The following is a 13,948-nucleotide window of genomic DNA, read 5'->3' on the forward strand; positions in this document are numbered from 1 at the left end:
GGGGCTTCGTCGTGCCGTCAGGGGGAAGTGGGGACCATTGCTTGAACCTGTTCAAAAAGAGGGCTAGAGTCGTCGACGTCAGCAGTTGAACACGTTCAAGGGGGCTGAGGGCAATGAACCTCACCGTGCTCGCGTACGTCATCTACCTGGTCATCAGCATCGGACTCACCATCTGGGTGGCCCGCACGCTCAGCCGCAACGGGCGCGTCTTCATCGGCGACGTGCTCCAGGGCAACGAGAAGCTCGCCGACGCCGTCAACCACCTCCTGGTGGTCGGCTTCTACCTCGTGAACATCGGCTTCGTGACCCTCTACCTGCGCTCGGGCGAGACCATCCTCGAAGCGCGCGGCCTCTTCGAGGCGCTGTCGGTCAAGCTCGGCGTCGTCCTGCTCGTCCTCGGGTTCCTGCACCTCGGCAACGTCTGGGTGCTCAACCGGATGCGCCGCCGCGGGATCATGGAGCGCCAGCAGACCCCGCCGGTCGCCCCGAACGCGTGGACCGCACCGGCCGGGGCCTGACCGTGGCCCCGGCGGCGCGGCCCATCCGGCACCTGACCGTCCTCTACGACGCCGACTGCCCGGTGTGCGTGCACATCCGGCACTGGCTGCTCGGCCAGCGCCCGCTGGTGCCGCTGCGGCTGGTGGCGGCCGGTTCGCACCAGGCCCGCAACCGCTACCCGCGCCTCGACCACGCCGCCACCCTCCGCGAGATCACCGTGATCGGCGACGCGGGCCAGGTGTGGACCGGGACGGACGCCTTCATCGTGTGCCTGTGGGCGCTGACCGAACACCGGCCCAAGGCCAACTGGCTGGCCACCCCGGCGGGCCGGCCCTTCGCCCGGGCGGCCATGCACACGGCCGCCGCCGTCCGGCACGCGGTGCGCGCCGGCGGCGAAGCGGAGCCCGGAGCACCGGCCTGTGCCGAGCAGTGCGCCGCTCCCCGATAGGGTCGGACACCGTGACAGATCAGAAGGCGCCCAAGAGCGAGCAGACCCGCACGCTCATCCTCGAAACCGCTCTCCGGCTCTTCCAGGAGCGCGGGTTCGACAAGACGACCATGCGGGGCATCGCCAAGGAGGCGGGGGTCTCGGTCGGCAACGCGTACTACTACTTCGAGTCGAAGGAACACCTGGTCCAGGGGTTCTACGACCGGATCGGCGCCGCGCACCAGGCGGCGGTCCGGCCGATCCTGGACCACGAGCCCGACCTCCAGAAGCGGCTCGCGGGCGTCCTGACCTCCTGGCTCGACATCGCGGCTCCGTACCACGAGTTCGCCTCGCAGTTCTTCAAGAACGCGGCGGACCCGGAGAGCCCGCTCAGCCCCTTCTCACCGGAATCGGAACCGGCGCGCAAGGCCGCCATCGACATCCACCGCGAGGTGCTGGCGGGGGCGAAGACCAAGGTGCCGGCCGAACTGGCCGACGTCCTGCCGGAGCTGATGTGGCTCTCCCAGATGGGCCTGGTCCTCTACTGGGTGTTCGACCGCTCCCCCGGCAGCGACAAGACCCGGCGGCTGGCGGAGCGCGGGGCCCAGCTGACGACGCGCGGCATCGTCCTGGCCCGCTTCCGGGTGCTGCGCCCGCTGGTGCGGGAGGTGCACGAACTGTTCGCCGACTTCCTGCCGGGCATGGCCCAGACGGCCGTCGCGCGCGGCCGCCGGGCCTCGGACCCGCACCCCGGGGAGGGCTGAGGGCTCACCGCCCGCCCAGGACCAGCAGGGCGGCGACGGCGGGGCCGAAGGCGCCCCCCAGCTGGTAGCAGAGGGTGAACAGCCCGATGGCGGCCGGGCGGTGGGCCGCCTCCCCGGCCGCGCCCACCGCGTGGGTGGACAGGACGGCGTTGGCGGAGCTCGCGGTGAACACCCCTGCGGCGGTGGCCGCCAGCAGCAGCGGACCCGAGGTGGCGAAGATCCCGGTGAGGGCGGCCAGTGCGCCGACCGAGACGAGGACCGTACGGACGGCCGTGCGCCCCATCCGGGCCGAGGCGGCGGCGAGCGGCCAGCTCAGCGCGGACCCGGCGAGCAGCGCGCACAGCTGGCCGGTGCCCGCGGCGGCCGTGTCCCATCCGGCGCGGTCGGCGAGCAGCCGGGGCACCGAGAAGAGCAGGGTGAAGTAGGACGCCGAGAGGGTCAGCGCGAGCAGCGCCGAGACGACGAAGACGGGCCGGCGCAGCAGCGCGGCGGGGACGAACCCGTCGGGGCGGCGGCGTACGTGCAGGGCGAGCGGAACCACGGCGACCAGGGCCCCGGCGAGGGCGGCGAGCGGCGCGGCCGGCAGCAGGACCAGGGCGGTCGCGAACGCGGTCAGCAGGGCGGCGCCCCGGCCGTCGAAGCGGTCCGCCGACGGCGGGAGCTGCGCCCCGGCGCGCCGGCCCACCACGGGTACGGCGAGCAGGGCGAGCGCCGAGACGGCCAGGGCGGCCCGCCAGGAGACGGCGTCCGCGAGGGCCCGGCCGAGCAGCGGTCCGGCGGCGCCGAGCATGCCGAACCCCGCGCTGATGACGCCCATCCGGCGGGCGGAGCCGGCCAGGGAGATCGCGGCGGCCACCAGCCCGGCTCCCCCGGCGGCCTGGGCGCAGCGGCCGGCCATCGCGAGCGGCAGCCAGGGGGCGGCGGCCAGCAGCAGGGTGCCGACCAGGACGAGCAGGGTGGACACCTTGAGCAGGGCGGGCAGGCCCCGGCGGCGCAGCAGCCCGGCGAGCAGCGGGGTGCCGACGGCGGTGGCCCAGCCGAAGGCGGTCAGGAGCCAGGTGGCCGTGTCGGTGCTGACGCCGAGGGAACGGGCCATGCCGGGGAGGATCAGCACCGGGGCGTTGGCCCCGGCGGCGAGCGGGGTGGCCAGCAGGGCCAGCCAGAGCACGGGGACGGGAGCCGCCGCGGCGGGCGGGGCGGCGGGGCCGTCGGGCGCCGCTCCCCCGCCGGGGGTCTTCGCGCCGGTGGTGCCCGTGGTGACCGTGGTGACCGTCATGGATGTCCACTCCCCCTGTGCCTCAACATTGACAATCTCAACGTTGAGATAAAAACAGACGGGTTGCCTCAACGTCAAGTCTCTTAACGTTGAGGTAATCTGGAGGCATGGAGAAGGACACGGTGGCCACGTTCATCGGCCAGTGGGAAACGGAACGCCCCGACCTCGCGGAAGCGCTCTGGCCCGTCGGGGTGCTCGCGCGCATCCAGCGGATGACCCGCATCATCGACAAGCAGCTGAAGGCCTTCATGGCCGGACACGGCCTGGAGGTGGGCGAGTTCGACGTGCTCGCCAGCCTGCGCCGCTCAGGCCCCCCGTACGCGCTGACCGCGGGCGCCCTGATCCCGGCGGCCATGGTGACCTCGGGCGCCATCACCAACCGGATCGACCGGCTGGAGGCCAAGGGCCTGGTCGAGCGGGTGCGCGACGGGGCCGACCGCCGCTCGGTACGGATCCGGCTGACCGAACGGGGCCTTGAGGTGAGCGACGGCGTGATGGAGGAACACCTGCGGCACTACGCGGAGCTGCTGGCCCCGCTGGACGCCGCGGCCTCGGCGCAGCTCGCCGGGGCCCTGCACACCCTCCTGCTCGCCCACGGGGACACCGCGGCGGCTCCTACAGCCAGTTGAGCTCCCACAGGCGCCAGACGCCCGTGCCGTCGGAGAGGTACTGGGCGCCGCTGACGGCGTCGCGGGACATCACGTAGTCCTTCTTCTGCCAGATCGGCAGCATCGGGACCTGCTGCGAGACCAGGCGCTGGAGCTCGCGGAAGTCGCCGGCGGCCTCGGCCCGCTCCGAGAAGGCCTGGGTGCGGGTGATCAGCTCGTCGACGGCCTTGTCGGAGAAGCCGTTGTTCATGCTGGAGCCCGCCCCGACCAGCGGCGCGAGGAAGTTGTCGGCGTCCGGGAAGTCGGCGATCCAGCCGATCGTGTAGGCGTCGAACTCGCCCGCCGCGTAGGCCTTCTGGAAGTCCTCCCAGGCCTCGACCGCCTTGATCTTCACCTGGAACAGGCCGGTCGACTCCAGCTGGCGCTTGAGCTCCTCGGCCTCGGCCAGGTTCACGCCGCGCGCGTTGACGCCGAGCGTGAAGGTGACGGGCGCGGTGATTCCGGCGTCCTTGAGCAGCTTGCGGGCGGTGGCGCCGCTGGGCGCGGGATAGGTGTCGAAGAAGGGCGTGCTGTGCGCCGCGATGCCCGCCGGGACCAGCGAGTACAGCGGGGTGACCGTGCCCTTGTAGATGTCCCCGGCGACCTTGGAGCGGTCCAGCACGGCGGCCATCGCCTGGCGCACGGCGGCCTTCTCGACCGCCGAGCCGGGGCGCACGTTGAAGACGACGCTACGGGTCTCCGTGCCGCCGGAGGCCTGGTAGCGGACGTCCTTCAGGCCCGGGTTGAGGTTGGCGAGGACGGCCGGCGGCATGTCGCGGTGGGCCACCTCCAGCTCGTGGTCGCGCCAGGCCCGGTCCAGCTGCGCCGAGTCCTTGTAGTAGCGGACGGTCACCCGCGCCCGGGCCGGCTTGCCCTGCCCCTTGTAGGCGGGGTTGGGCTTCAGTTCGGCGGACCCGGCCGCCTTGTACGCGCCGAGCAGGTAGGGGCCGGTGCCGTCGGCCTTGCCCTCCGTACGCAGCGCCTTGGCCGGGTACTTGTCCTTGTCGACGATCGAGGCGGCGCCCGTCGCGATCTTGAAGGGGAAGGTCGCATCGCGCGCGGAGAGGTTGAAGGTGACGGTGCGTCCGTCGGCCTTGACCGATTCCAGGGTCTTGAAGAGCGGGGCGGGACCCTGGTCGGAGTTGATCTGCCGGATGCGGTCGAAGGAGAACTTCACGTCCTCCGCCGTCACCGGGCGGCCGCCGGGGAAGGTCAGGTCGGGGCGCAGCTCGCACTGGTACGTGGTCAGCTTCTGCCCGATGAACTTGCAGGAGGAGGCGGCGTCCGGGACGGGGGTGTCGGAGCCGGACTTGATGGTCAGCAGCGACTGGTAGACGTTGCTGAACAGAGCCCAGGAGCCGGCGTCGTAGGCCCCGGCGGGGTCGAGCGCGGAGACGACGTCGGTGGTGCCGACGCGGATGGCGCCGCGCCCGTCGTCGCCGGCGGGCAGCAGCTGCCAGGCGCCGGCACCGGCGACGCCGAGGACCAGACCGGCCGCAATGATCTTCGAGCGGACAGACCGCATCCCCTGAACCCCGCTATTCGAACTAGGTATCCGACTATCGGTCACCCAATCATGGAAAATCGGCCACGGGAAGGGTCGTGATGCCCGGTCGGACCTGGTCAGGCCTGGTATGAGGCGAGTTCGACCACCGTGATGTCGGAGGGAGCGCCGACCCGTACGGGCGGACCCCACGCACCCGCCCCGCGGGACACGTACAGCTGGGTGTCGCCGTAGCGCTCCAGACCCGCGACGGTGGGGTTGGCGAGCTCGGCCAGGTAGTTGCCGGGCCACAGCTGGCCGCCGTGGGTGTGCCCCGACAGCTGGAGGTCCACGCCGTGGCGGACCGCGTCGTGGATGACCACCGGCTGGTGGGCGAGGAGCACGGCGGTCCGGGACCGGTCGCGGTCCCCGAGGGCAGCCCGGAAGTCGGGCCCCTGGCCCTCGCTCTCGCCCTGGACGTCGTTGACCCCGGCGAGGTCGAAGTGGGGCAGCTCGCGGCGGGCGTTCTCCAGTGGCGTCAGACCCAGCTCGCGTACGTGGTCCACCCACTGCCGGGCCCCCGAGAAGTACTCGTGGTTGCCGGTGACGAAGTACGCGCCGAGGCGCGAGCGGAGCATGCGCAGCGGCTCGGCGGCGGGCCCGAGGTCGTGGACGTTGCCGTCGACGAGGTCGCCGACCACGGCGATGAGGTCGGGCTGCGTGCGGTTGACGGTGTCCACGATGCGCTGGGTGTGCGCGCGGCCGAGGATCGGGCCCAGGTGGACGTCGCTGACGACGGCGATCCGGAAGCCGTGCGCGGCGCGGGGCAGCCGGGCGAGGGGGACCTGTACGCGCTTGACGCGGGGTCCGCGCAGCACGCCGTACGTCCCCGTCCCGACGGTGGCGGCCGCGGCGGCCACGGCCGCGCCCCCGACCGCCCGGGCGACGAACACCCGCCTCGACACGCCGTCCGGCGCCGTCGCGGGGGCGTCCGGGCGCGCGTCGCCGGGCCGCGCGCCGTCCGGTTCCCCGCCGGGCGCGGGGGCCGCGGCACCGGCGCCCGTCACCGCCTGCGCCGGGGCCTGCGCCGGAGCCGGGGCCGGCGCCTGCGCGGTGCGGCCGAGCCGGCGGAGCCACAGCCGCCGGACCGGCTCCGCCACCAGCATCGCCAGCGTCAGGTACAGCAGCACCGCCAGCCACATGAACCCCGGCCACGCCACCAGCCGCTCCAGCCAGAACGGCGCTCCGGCCCGGCCCGCGGTCAGCGCCGCCGCCGCCAGCAGCGGCAGCGCGAAGGCGAGGACCGTACCCGTACGGCGGGCCGCACCGCCCGCGCGGGTGGTGTCACGGACCAGCCGCACCCACAGCCACCGGTGGACGAGCACCAGCAGGGCCAGTACCGCGACGACCGCCACGACCACCACGAATACGGTCATCGTGATTCACGCCGCAGAGCCCGCACGGAGCGCAACCCGATCACACCAATGGCCGTCCCCAGGAGAAAGGACGTCACCGCGAGGACAAGGTGGACCCAGAAGTACGCAGTAGGGTCGCCGGCCGCGTCGAAGGACAGGCCGCTGCCGTCCTTCCACAAGTTCCGGACGAAGGTCACCCAGATGAACCAGCTCCACACTCCGAAGGCGAGCAGGAACCAGGAGGCGGTACGGCTGAGTTTCATGTCCCCAGTATCGGATTCGTCCCCAGGACGGACGCGCCGGGGTGGGCCGTACCGGCGGTGGTTCTCCACGGATGGCCGGTCCGGGAGGGCGGACAGCCCATCGGGATGTACGTTCACCTGCGTGTCTGCCAAAAAGACCGCGCTGACGGTCCTTTCCGCCGCGCTGCTGGTCCCAGCGGTGCTCGTGTCGCCCGCGCACGCCGCGCCGACGCCGCCCCCCGCGGCGGACGGGAAGGGGCAGCCGCCGAAGGCTCCGGCCGCCCCCGCGCCGCCCGCCTCCATGTCCACCGTCGGCGGGGCCTCGCTCGGCCAGCCGGGCACCCAGGTCAACCTGCTGCCCGGTGCCCCGGCCCTGCCCGCGAACCTCACCGGCCGGTCGTGGATCGTGGCGGACGCCGAGACGGGCGAGGTGCTCGCCTCGCACAACGCCCACTGGCGGCTGCCCCCCGCCTCCACCATGAAGATGCTCTTCGCGGACACCGTGCTGCCGAGCCTGCCCAAGGACCAGGTGCACCGGGTCTCCGAACAGGAGATGTCCGACGTCGGCGCGGGCAGCAGCCTCGTGGGGGTCAAGGAGGACATGGAGTACTCCGTCCACGACCTGTGGCTGGGGGTGTTCCTGCGCTCCGGGAACGACGCCGTGCACGTACTTTCGGCCATGAACGGCGGCATCGACAAGACCGTCCGGGACATGCAGGCGCACGCCGAGGAACTCCAGGCCCTGGACACCCACGTGATCTCGCCGGACGGCTACGACGCCCCCGAGCAGGTGTCGAGCGCGTACGACCTCACCCTCATCGCCCGCTCCGGCCTCCAGAAGCAGGACTTCCGCGAGTACTGCGGGACGGCGGAGGCGAAGTTCCCCGGCCGCCAGGAGTCCGGGAAGCCGCGCGAGTACTTCGAGATCCAGAACACCAACCGGCTGATGACGGGCGCGGGCGGCCTGAGCCCCTACAAGGGCATCGCCGGGGTGAAGAACGGCAACACCACCATGGCCGGCTCCACCTTCACCGGCGCCGCCCAGCGCGGTGACAAGAAACTGCTGGTCACCGTCATGAACCCGGACACCGGAGGGGTCAACTCCGTGTACGAGGAGACCGCCGAGCTCTTCGACTGGGGCTTCGCGGCGGCCGGGAAGGTGAAGCCGGTGGGCGAGCTGGTGCCGCCGAAGAGCGCCGACACGACCTCCCTCGGCTCGCCCGCGCAGTCGCACGAGAACGACGCGTCGGCGAGCGGGGACGACTCCGGCAGCAGCGGCGTCGGCACGGCGGTCGGGATCGCGGGCGGGGCGCTGGCCGTCCTGGCGGGCGGGGCGTTCGTGGTCAACCGCCGCTGGCCGCGCGGCCGCCGCGGGCAGCGGAGCTAGCGGGCGCGGTCCGGGCCGGGGTCCGCTCCCGGGCCGGGGTCCGCTCCCGGCGCGGGGTCCGCTCCCGGCGCGGGATCCGCTCCCGGCGCGGGATCCGCTCCCGGGGCCGGTGCGGGTGCGGGGGCCGATGCCGGGTCCGGGTCCCGCGCGCCGTCGCCGGCCGCGCCGTCGCCGTCCTTCCCGTCGTCGCGGGTCGCGGTCCAGGCGGCGCAGAACAGCAGCAGCTTCGCCGTGAAGTTGATCCACAGCAGCAGGGCGATCGGCACGCCGAACGCCCCGTACATGCTCTTGCCCGCCACCTCCCGCATGTAGCCGCTGAGCAGCAGCTTGAGGAGCTCGAAGCCGGCCGCCCCGATCAGCGCGGCCTGGATCAGGCGGGCCCGCGGGGGTTCGACGCCGGGCAGCAGCGTCAGGACGTACAGCAGCAGCAGGAAGGCGGCGATCACGCCGACGAGGAAGGCGCCGGCGCGCAGCAGCGCACCGCCCGCTCCGTCCCGGGGGACGCCGAGGAGGTCGCCGAACTTGCCGACCGCGCTGGAGCCGAGGATCGACGCGGCCGCCGAGGCGAGCCCCGCACCGCCCAGACCCAGCAGGACCAGCGCGTCCTTGCCCTTGCGGACGACGGGGTTGCCCTGGTCCTCGTCGTCCTTGTCCCACACCGCGCGCAGGCAGTCCCGCATCGAGCCGACCCAGCCGATGCCGGTGAAGAGCAGCAGGGCGCCCGCGACGAGGCCGACGGTCCCGGCGTTGGCGGCGAGCCCTTCGAGGTCGAGCTGGTCGGAGATGCCGGGAACCTGCTCGGCGAGGTTCTTCTGGAGGCGGTCGAGCTGATCGGCGCTGAGCAGCGCCGCGCCGACGGCGATGGCGACCGTGAACAGCGGGAAGAGCGCGAGGAAGCTGATGAAGGTGATGGCCGCGGCGAGGCGGGCCCAGTGCACCCGTTCGAGGCGCTCGTAGGAGCGGTAGGCATGGGTCCGCATCGCCGCCGACACCAGCGGGCCGATCACCGGGAGTTTCGTCAGCCAGTCCATGGGAGTCACCGTAAATGAGCTGCCCGAAATAGCCGGGATTACCGGTTGCTGGGACTACGGTCGTCGTTTGTGACTTTTTCCGATGCGCGCCCGACGGCCCGCCCGTTCCACGCCCTGGTCCTGCGCGGGCTCCGCTTCCGTGCCGTACGGGCCCTGCGGCCGCTGTGTCAGGAGCGGCGGCCCGCCGTGCCCGCGGCCGTGTCGGCGGCGGGCGCGGAGGGTGCGGGGACGGTGCCCGTGCCGGTGCCGAACGGGTACTCGCGGAGCTTGCGCCAGACGCCGTCCGAGCCCTGCTCGTAGAGCGCGAAGCCCTCGCACAGCCAGTCGGCGGTGTAGTCGGCGAGCTCGGCGTACGCCCGGTCCATCGCCTCCTCGGAGATCCCGTGGGCGACCGTCACGTGCGGGTGGTACGGGAACGCCAGCTCGCGCACGAGCGGTCCCTCGGGATCGCGGGCCCGCCCCTGGAGGCGGGTGCAGTCCGGGGCGCCCTCGACGAGCCGGACGAAGACGACCGGCGAGAGGGGCCGGAAGGTTCCCGTCCCCTCCAGCCTCATCGGGAAGGGGCGGAAGGCCCCGGCGACCTCGGCCAGGTGGGCGCGGATCCCGGGCAGCCGGTCCGCCTCCACCTCGGTGGGCGGTACGAGGGTGACGTGCGTGGGGATGCCGTGCGCGGCCACGTCCCCGAAGCCTGCGCGCAGCCCCTGGAGGTGGCTGCCGTACGGCTCCGGGACCGCGATCGAAACGCCGAGCGTTACGGTCCCCACGTGTCTCTCCTCCGTGTGTGTACGGGTGCTGCCGCATCAGTGTGGCGCCAGCACCCCCTCCGCCGCCAGGGGCCTCGGTCCGTCAGTGCTTGGCGGGCAGGAAGCCGAGGTGGTCGTAGGCCTGCGCCAGGGTCTCGGCGGCGACCGCCCGGGCCTTCTCCGCGCCCTTGGCCAGCAAGGAGTCCAGGGTCTCCGGGTCGTCCAGGTACTCCTGGGTCCGCTGCTTGAAGGGTGTGACGAAGTCGACCATCACGCCCGCCAGGTCGGTCTTCAGCGCGCCGTAGCCCTTGCCCTCGTACTTCGCCTCCAGGGCGGGGACGCTCTCGCCCGTGAGGGTGGAGTAGATCGTGAGCAGGTTGCTGACGCCGGGCTTCCCGGCAGCGTCGAAGCGGACCTCGGCCTCGGTGTCGGTGACCGCGCTCTTGATCTTCTTCTCGGTGACCTTGGGCTCGTCGAGGAGGTTGATCAGGCCCTTGGGCGAGGACGCGGACTTCGACATCTTGATCGCCGGGTCCTGGAGGTCGTAGATCTTCGCGACCTCCTTGACGATGTGCGCGGCGGGCAGGGTGAAGGTCGGACCGAAGCGCTGGTTGAAGCGCTCGGCGAGGTCGCGGGTCAGCTCGATGTGCTGGCGCTGGTCCTCGCCGACCGGGACGGCGTCCGCCTGGTAGAGGAGGATGTCGGCGACCTGGAGGATCGGGTACGTGAACAGGCCGACGGTGGCGTTGTTGGCGCCGGACTTGGCGGACTTGTCCTTGAACTGGGTCATCCGGCTGGCCTCGCCGAAGCCGGTGATGCAGTTCATGACCCAGCCGAGCTGGGCGTGCTCCGGGACGTGGCTCTGGATGAAGAGCGTGCAGCGCTCGGGGTCCAGGCCGGCCGCGAGGAGCTGCGCCGCCGAGAGGCGGGTGTTCGCGCGCAGCTCCTTGGGATCCTGCGGCATGGTGATCGCGTGCAGGTCGACCACCATGTAGAACGCGTCGTGCGTCTCCTGCAGGGCGACGTACTGGCGGATGGCTCCGAGGTAGTTCCCGAGGTGGAACGAACCGGAGGTGGGCTGGATGCCGGAGAGCGCGCGAGGACGGTCAGAAGCCATGGCCCCATTCTCTCAGGTGCGGGGGCGGGCCCGTGCCCCGCGCTGGCCGGAACCGCGGTGCTCGCCCCCGCTACCGCCCGGACCCCGTACGGGTACCGGGCGGTAGCGGGGCGGCCGGATCCCGCCCCGGCCGAGCGACCGATTCCCGCGGGTTCCCGGGGGCTTTCCGCGGATTCCCGCGCAGAGCCCCCGGCCGGAATCGCCCTACAGGGGGAGGCCGGGCGCCGGGAAGGCGGCCATCAGGTCGGCGACCTCGGCGCGGACGGCGGCGAGGGCGCCCTCGTCGCCCTTCGCGGCGGCGTCCACCGAGCGGGAGATCCACTGCGCGACGGCCGGCATGTGCGCGGCGGTCAGCCCCCGGGAGGTGAGCGAGGGGGTGCCGATCCGGATGCCCGACGGGTCGAAGGGCTTGCGCGGGTCGAACGGCACCGTGTTGTAGTTCACGACGATGCCCGCCCGGTCCAGGGCCTTGGCCGCGATCTTGCCCGGCACCCCGCGCGAGGTGAGGTCCATCAGGATCAGGTGGTTGTCCGTGCCGCCCGACACGAGGTCGAAGCCCCGCTCCAGCAGCGCCGCGGCCAGCGCCTTCGCATTGGCGACGACCGCGTGGGCGTACGCCGTGAACGCCGGCTGCGCCGCCTCGTGCAGGGCGACCGCGATGCCGGCGGTCGTCTGGTTGTGGGGACCGCCCTGGAGGCCGGGGAAGACCGCCTTGTCGATGGCCTTCGCGTGCTCCTCCCGGCACATCAGCATCGCGCCGCGCGGCCCGCGCAGGGTCTTGTGGGTGGTCGTGGAGACGACGTCCACGTGACCCACCGGGGACGGGTGCGCGCCGCCCGCGATCAGGCCCGCGATGTGGGCGACGTCCGCGACGAGGACGGAGCCGGCCTCCTCGGCGATCGAGGCGAAGGCGGCGAAGTCGATGGTCCGCGGCAGGGCCGTGCCGCCACAGAAGATGATCTTCGGGCGTTCGGCCAGGGCCAGCTCGCGCACCGCGTCGTAGTCGATCCGGCCGTCCTCGGCGCGGACGCCGTACTGGACGCCGCGGAACCAGGAGCCCGTCGCGGAGACCCCCCAGCCGTGCGTGAGGTGCCCGCCCATCGGCAGGGCCATGCCCATCACCGTGTCGCCGGGCTTCGCGAAGGCCAGGTAGACGGCCAGGTTGGCCGGGGAGCCGGAGTACGGCTGGACGTTCGCGTGGTCCACCCCGAACAGACCCTTGGCCCGCTCGACGGCCAGGGCCTCGACCCGGTCGACGTTCTGCTGGCCCTCGTAGTAGCGGCGGCCCGGGTAGCCCTCGCTGTACTTGTTCTGGAGCACCGTGCCCGAGGCCTCCAGCACGGCGGCCGAGACGTAGTTCTCGCTGGGGATCAGCCGCAGGGTCGCCGCCTGGAGGTCCTCCTCGGCAGCGACGAAGGACGCCAGCTCGGGATCGGTGGCGAGCAGTGCGGGGTGACGGTGGTTCGCGCTCATGGCGGTTCCTCCGGGGTCGATGTCGTCTCTCGTCCCCGCGAGGCCCAGGCGAGCGGCCCTGTGTGCGGTCGTGCGCGCACGGCTCCCCCGGAGTCCGTTCTCCGTGCGCCAGTCGCCGTGCGTACCGGACACCCTAGCGGGCGCGCCGGAAAGAAGGTTTCTGCGTCCGGGATCCGAGCGACGATAGAAAGGACGCCACCCACGTCACCGGCCAGACGGACGATCGGAGACCCCGTGTCGACAACAGCTGATGCCCTCCGCGCAGCCGACGCACACAGCGCGCACAACTACCACCCCCTGCCCGTCGTCGTGAGTTCGGCGGAGGGCGCGTGGATGACCGACGTGGAGGGCCGCCGCTACCTGGACATGCTCGCCGGATACTCGGCCCTCAACTTCGGCCACGGCAACCGCCGTCTGATCGACGCCGCCCGCGAGCAGCTGGAACGCGTCACCCTCACCTCCCGCGCCTTCCACCACGACCGCTTCGCGGACTTCTGCGCGCAGCTCGCCGAGCTGTGCGGCAAGGAGATGGTGCTGCCCATGAACACGGGCGCGGAGGCGGTCGAGACGGCCGTGAAGACGGCCCGCAAGTGGGGGTACGAGGTCAAGGGCGTGCCGGACGGGCAGGCCAAGATCGTCGTCGCCGCCGACAACTTCCACGGCCGCACCACCACCATCGTGTCCTTCTCCACGGACCCCGACGCCCGGGACCACTTCGGGCCCTACACGCCCGGCTTCGAGATCGTCCCGTACGGGGACCTCGCCGCGCTCTCCCGCGCCGTCACCGAGAACACCGTGGCCGTGCTGCTGGAGCCCATCCAGGGCGAGGCCGGGGTGCTGGTGCCGCCCGCCGGATACCTGGCCGGCGTACGGGAACTGACGCGCGAGCGGAACGTGCTCTTCGTCGCGGACGAGATCCAGTCCGGCCTGGGCCGCACCGGCGCCACCTTCGCCTGCGAGCACGAGGGGGTCGTCCCCGACGTGTACGTCCTGGGCAAGGCCCTGGGCGGCGGCGTCGTCCCCGTCTCCGCCGTGGTCGCCGACCGGGACGTGCTCGGGGTGTTCCGGCCGGGCGAGCACGGCTCCACCTTCGGCGGCAACCCGCTGGCCTGCGCCGTCGCGCTGGAGGTGATCGCGATGCTGCGCTCGGGCGAGTACCAGCAGCGCGCCGCCGAGCTGGGCGACCACCTGCACCGGGAGCTGAACCTGATGGTCGGCGGCGGCGCGGTGACCGCCGTGCGCGGGCGCGGGCTGTGGGCGGGCGTGGACATCGACCCGTCCCGCGGCACCGGCCGGGAGATCTCCGAGAAGCTGATGGAGCTCGGGGTGCTGGTGAAGGACACCCACGGGTCGACGATCCGGATCGCCCCGCCGCTGGTGATCAGCAAGGAGGACCTGGACTGGGGCCTGGACCGGCTGCGGTCGGTCCTGGCCGGCTGACCGGT

Annotated in this window: 14 protein-coding genes; 6 read left to right on the forward strand and 8 right to left on the reverse strand. The window is 72.6% G+C overall.

Annotation, left to right across the window (positions count from 1 at the left end; genetic code table 11):
- Positions 1-113: 113 nt before the first annotated feature.
- Genes ACGFXC_RS11955 through ACGFXC_RS11965 form a run of 3 tightly spaced genes read left to right on the forward strand, consistent with a single transcriptional unit; the run spans position 114 to position 1,689 of the window.
- Positions 114-518: a hypothetical protein gene (locus ACGFXC_RS11955; RefSeq protein ID WP_393711923.1), complete on the forward strand. Its 405-nt coding sequence runs from the start codon at positions 114-116 to the stop codon at positions 516-518.
- Entirely contained in the window at positions 494-946 is a 453-nt protein-coding gene (locus ACGFXC_RS11960) for a thiol-disulfide oxidoreductase DCC family protein (RefSeq protein ID WP_393711925.1), read from the forward strand. Before ACGFXC_RS11955 ends, ACGFXC_RS11960 begins: the two co-directional genes overlap by 25 nt.
- A gap of 11 nt (positions 947-957) precedes the next feature.
- Positions 958-1,689: a TetR/AcrR family transcriptional regulator gene (locus ACGFXC_RS11965; protein ID WP_393711927.1), complete on the forward strand. Its 732-nt coding sequence runs from the start codon at positions 958-960 to the stop codon at positions 1,687-1,689.
- Between the two features lie 4 nt (positions 1,690-1,693).
- Here the strand turns inward: ACGFXC_RS11965 and ACGFXC_RS11970 are convergent, their stop codons facing one another.
- The gene (locus tag ACGFXC_RS11970; RefSeq protein WP_393711929.1) at positions 1,694-2,965 is read right to left on the reverse strand and encodes an MFS transporter; all 1,272 of its coding nucleotides are present in this window, start codon (positions 2,963-2,965) and stop codon (positions 1,694-1,696) included.
- Positions 2,966-3,072: 107 nt separating this feature from the next.
- On the opposite strand from ACGFXC_RS11970, the gene ACGFXC_RS11975 reads away from it, so the two are divergent.
- Complete coding sequence (locus ACGFXC_RS11975) at positions 3,073-3,594, forward strand: MarR family winged helix-turn-helix transcriptional regulator (protein ID WP_393711930.1); 522 nt, start codon at positions 3,073-3,075, stop codon at positions 3,592-3,594.
- On the opposite strand, the gene ACGFXC_RS11980 is transcribed toward ACGFXC_RS11975, so the two are convergent.
- The 3 genes from ACGFXC_RS11980 to ACGFXC_RS11990 all read right to left on the reverse strand — a co-directional run bounded on the left by ACGFXC_RS11980 (position 3,581) and on the right by ACGFXC_RS11990 (position 6,773).
- Positions 3,581-5,137, reverse strand: coding sequence for an ABC transporter substrate-binding protein (locus ACGFXC_RS11980; RefSeq protein ID WP_393711932.1), 1,557 nt, complete (start codon positions 5,135-5,137; stop codon positions 3,581-3,583). The two genes, ACGFXC_RS11975 and ACGFXC_RS11980, sit on opposite strands and share 14 nt — an antisense overlap.
- Positions 5,138-5,235: 98 nt before the next feature.
- The gene (locus ACGFXC_RS11985) at positions 5,236-6,531 is read right to left on the reverse strand and encodes a metallophosphoesterase (protein ID WP_393711934.1); all 1,296 of its coding nucleotides are present in this window, start codon (positions 6,529-6,531) and stop codon (positions 5,236-5,238) included.
- Positions 6,528-6,773: an SCO4848 family membrane protein gene (locus ACGFXC_RS11990; protein WP_393711935.1), complete on the reverse strand. Its 246-nt coding sequence runs from the start codon at positions 6,771-6,773 to the stop codon at positions 6,528-6,530. Before ACGFXC_RS11990 ends, ACGFXC_RS11985 begins: the two co-directional genes overlap by 4 nt.
- Before the next feature lie 121 nt (positions 6,774-6,894).
- Between ACGFXC_RS11990 and ACGFXC_RS11995 the strand changes: the two genes are divergently transcribed.
- Positions 6,895-8,139 (forward strand): D-alanyl-D-alanine carboxypeptidase family protein, encoded by a 1,245-nt coding sequence (locus tag ACGFXC_RS11995; RefSeq protein WP_393711936.1) that lies wholly within the window; start codon positions 6,895-6,897, stop codon positions 8,137-8,139.
- Here ACGFXC_RS11995 and ACGFXC_RS12000 read toward each other — a convergent pair.
- The 4 genes from ACGFXC_RS12000 to glyA all read right to left on the reverse strand — a co-directional run bounded on the left by ACGFXC_RS12000 (position 8,136) and on the right by glyA (position 12,503).
- Positions 8,136-9,170, reverse strand: coding sequence for a YihY/virulence factor BrkB family protein (locus ACGFXC_RS12000; RefSeq protein WP_393711938.1), 1,035 nt, complete (start codon positions 9,168-9,170; stop codon positions 8,136-8,138). The genes ACGFXC_RS11995 and ACGFXC_RS12000 overlap by 4 nt on opposite strands.
- A gap of 167 nt (positions 9,171-9,337) precedes the next feature.
- Positions 9,338-9,934 carry a 2'-5' RNA ligase family protein gene (locus ACGFXC_RS12005; RefSeq protein ID WP_393711940.1) on the reverse strand — a complete coding sequence of 199 codons (597 nt, stop codon included), beginning with the start codon at positions 9,932-9,934 and terminating at the stop codon, positions 9,338-9,340.
- Positions 9,935-10,016: 82 nt separating this feature from the next.
- Positions 10,017-11,030, reverse strand: a complete 1,014-nt coding sequence (trpS, locus tag ACGFXC_RS12010) for a tryptophan--tRNA ligase (protein WP_393711942.1) — start codon at positions 11,028-11,030, stop codon at positions 10,017-10,019.
- Positions 11,031-11,234: 204 nt separating this feature from the next.
- Positions 11,235-12,503: a serine hydroxymethyltransferase gene (glyA, locus tag ACGFXC_RS12015; RefSeq protein WP_393711944.1), complete on the reverse strand. Its 1,269-nt coding sequence runs from the start codon at positions 12,501-12,503 to the stop codon at positions 11,235-11,237.
- 234 nt (positions 12,504-12,737) lie between these two features.
- Here glyA and rocD point away from each other — a divergent pair, with 234 nt between their 5' ends.
- Positions 12,738-13,943: an ornithine--oxo-acid transaminase gene (gene rocD / locus ACGFXC_RS12020; RefSeq protein ID WP_393711945.1), complete on the forward strand. Its 1,206-nt coding sequence runs from the start codon at positions 12,738-12,740 to the stop codon at positions 13,941-13,943.
- Positions 13,944-13,948: the final 5 nt, after the last annotated feature.

It is taken from the genome of Streptomyces sp. NPDC048507, from assembly GCF_043199995.1.
Lineage (GTDB): Bacteria > Actinomycetota > Actinomycetes > Streptomycetales > Streptomycetaceae > Streptomyces.